2 protein-coding genes and 1 tRNA gene are annotated in these 2,514 nt (G+C 36.4%); 2 read left to right on the top strand and 1 reads right to left on the bottom strand.

The features are described 5' to 3' along the window. The first annotated feature begins 14 nt into the window (after nucleotides 1–14). A tRNA-Glu gene (locus ACQKN2_RS25180) sits at nucleotides 15–86 on the top strand. 213 nt (nucleotides 87–299) lie between these two features. Here the strand turns inward: ACQKN2_RS25180 and ACQKN2_RS25175 are convergent. Beyond that, nucleotides 300–938, bottom strand: coding sequence for an NAD(P)-dependent oxidoreductase (locus tag ACQKN2_RS25175; RefSeq protein ID WP_427417356.1), 639 nt, complete (start codon nucleotides 936–938; stop codon nucleotides 300–302). A gap of 162 nt (nucleotides 939–1,100) precedes the next feature. On the opposite strand from ACQKN2_RS25175, the gene ACQKN2_RS25170 reads away from it, so the two are divergent. Continuing rightward, on the top strand, nucleotides 1,101–2,312 hold the full coding sequence (locus ACQKN2_RS25170) for a diaminopropionate ammonia-lyase (protein ID WP_427417355.1): 1,212 nt from the start codon (nucleotides 1,101–1,103) through the stop codon (nucleotides 2,310–2,312). The last annotated feature ends 202 nt before the right edge of the window (nucleotides 2,313–2,514 follow it).

The following is a 2,514-nucleotide window of genomic DNA, read 5'->3' as shown; positions in this document are numbered from 1 at the left end:
CCTTCTCCGCCATTGGCCCGTTGGTCAAGTGGTTAAGACACCGCCCTTTCACGGCGGTAACACGGGTTCGAATCCCGTACGGGTCATACTGAAATACAGTAGATGTAATTTACATCTACTGTATTTTTTTTATATTTCCAAATGACCGCATTGCATTTACCAAATGGTCCAAAGGTGGCGAATGTAGTAGGAAGTAATTGCTGAAGACATAATATTTGTTTTAAAGATAAACTATAAAAAAATAGCAGGCTAGCTATATTTTCAGCATGCTATTTTTCATGTTATTTAATTGCTATTAACTAATGGGATATAAAAGGTGTTTTGTGCACGTACTTTGCATTATCAATATGATCAATGATAAAAGTGGCTATATCTTGATTCGTAATTTTTGTACCAGGCATATCAGTAAGATTTTCCTTTATCTGACTGGATGTTAAGCGATCTTTTACAAACGGTAATCTAATTAGTGTCCATTTGATCTGTTTATTAGTTAATAAAAATTCCCATTCTAATTTTTTATCCTGCATCATTTTCGGAAAGAAAACTTCAAACATCTTTGCTCCAAAACGATTCATCATGCTTTTTTTGTCCTCTTTAATCGTTAGAGAACCACCGGAAACACCTATGTAACGACTAATGTTTAAATCTTTCATCACATTAAAAATAGTAGTTGTAACCTTACTATATATAGGTTCCTCTTTAGGTGGTTGACCAAATGTATTAATAACAACTTGACAATCTTTAAGAAGCTCTCGGATACTTTCTATATTTTGAACCTGCCCTTGCACTATTTCAATTTTATTATTTTTATATAGTAACTTCTCCGGATTTCTAACAAGCATCCGAACTTGATATCCTTTTTGTATTGCACGAGTTGCTATATGCCTTCCTACTTTCCCTGTTCCTCCAATTATCGCTATTTTACAAGGGTTATCCATTTTATACCTCCCATTGAATATACTAGTATATATACGATAAATCTCATAAATAGGATTCAAAATTTTCTTTTTTTTATTAAAATATGTAATATTGATGTGTATAGTATTTTTGGTGATTCTGTAAGCTTAGATGAAAATAGAACAAAAGCTAGGGGGATAAGGATGGAAAAATTATTGTGGGCTAACAACCAACAATATTTGATGCAGAAGAACGTAGAACAAGTAGTATCTTTTCTACAGCATTTTTCACCGGAACAAGTAAATCGTGTTGGTAGATTTCAACGTACATATGAGAAATTTGAAAGCACACCATTACGAAGCTTAAATGCTTTTGCATCACTAGTTGGGGTACAAAGTATTTTTGTAAAAGATGAATCATATCGATTTGACTTAAATGCATTCAAAGTATTAGGTGGTGTTTATGCAATTGGGCAGTACGTTGCCAAAAAGTTAGGTAGGAATATTGATGAGCTATCGTTTGAGCAGCTTAAATCAAGAGCAATAAAGGAGCAACTAGGGGACTTAACATTTATTTCAACGACAGATGGCAATCATGGTCGTGGTGTGGCTTGGGCGGCAAGAGAGCTTGGTTTGAAAGCACGTATTTATATGCCGGCTGGTAGTGCTGAGGAGCGCCTCCAAAATATTAAAAATGAAGGTGCATATGCTGAAATAACGACAATGAATTATGATGATACAGTTCGTTTTACTTCACAACTGGCAACGGAAAATGACTGGGTCGTTATTCAGGATACGATGTGGGAAGGCTATGAGGAAATTCCGTTATGGATTATGCAAGGCTATACTACACTAATAAAAGAAGTCGCCCTGCAGTTGGAAAAAGCACCTACCCATGTATTTTTACAAGCTGGGGTTGGATCTTTTGCAGGTGCAGTTGTAGCTTTCTTACAACAATATTATGAGCAAGAGATTACATTTGTCTTAGTTGAGCCTTTTGCAGCGAATTGCTATTATGAAAGTTTTAAAGCAGGAGCTGAGCAGTGTGTAACGGTTGGTGGAGAGATGCAAACCATTATGGCAGGTCTTGCTTGTGGTGAGCCAAGTCCACTAGCTTGGGATTTGTTAAAGACTTATACGAAGGTGAGTATTTGCTGTGATGAGGAAGTTGCTGCAACCGGTATGCGCATTCTTGGAAATCCACTAGCAACAGATTCACGAATTATTGCTGGAGAATCGGGAGCTGCTCCAGTTGGATGTTTTTATGAGTTGATGATGAATGAGCAATATACAGAACTGAAGGATACATTACAAGTAGATGAAAACTCTCGTGTATTGTTTATTAACACTGAAGGTGACACAGATGTAGATAATTATAGAAATATTGTGTGGCATGGGAAATATGCAAACATTTAATTGAAGGAAAGAGCAAACTAGTGATAGTTTGCTTTTTTCATTCACATGTATTGAAGGATGAAATTTGAATGACATATGCAATTTATATAAGTTGATCTTCGTTACGACTGGGCGACTCCTTGGGGATCAGCAATAGAGGAACGAAGGCTAAAAGCATCACATCCTGTGATAACGCCTTCGTGACCAACATCGTGTTGGCCCG

Origin of the sequence: Lysinibacillus sp. NPDC093688, assembly GCF_050280145.1 — a bacterium.
GTDB classification, from domain to species: Bacteria; Bacillota; Bacilli; order Bacillales_A; family Planococcaceae; genus Lysinibacillus; species Lysinibacillus xylanilyticus_B.
The sequence above is the reverse complement of the archived record's forward strand: the minus strand, read 5'-3'. Positions and strand labels throughout refer to the sequence as shown.

Coding starts and splice junctions, on each gene's coding strand:
- ACQKN2_RS25175 (WP_427417356.1), bottom strand. CDS start 938: ATGGATAACCCTTGTAAAATAGCGATAATTGGAGGAACAGGGAAAGTA.
- ACQKN2_RS25170 (WP_427417355.1), top strand. CDS start 1,101: ATGGAAAAATTATTGTGGGCTAACAACCAACAATATTTGATGCAGAAG.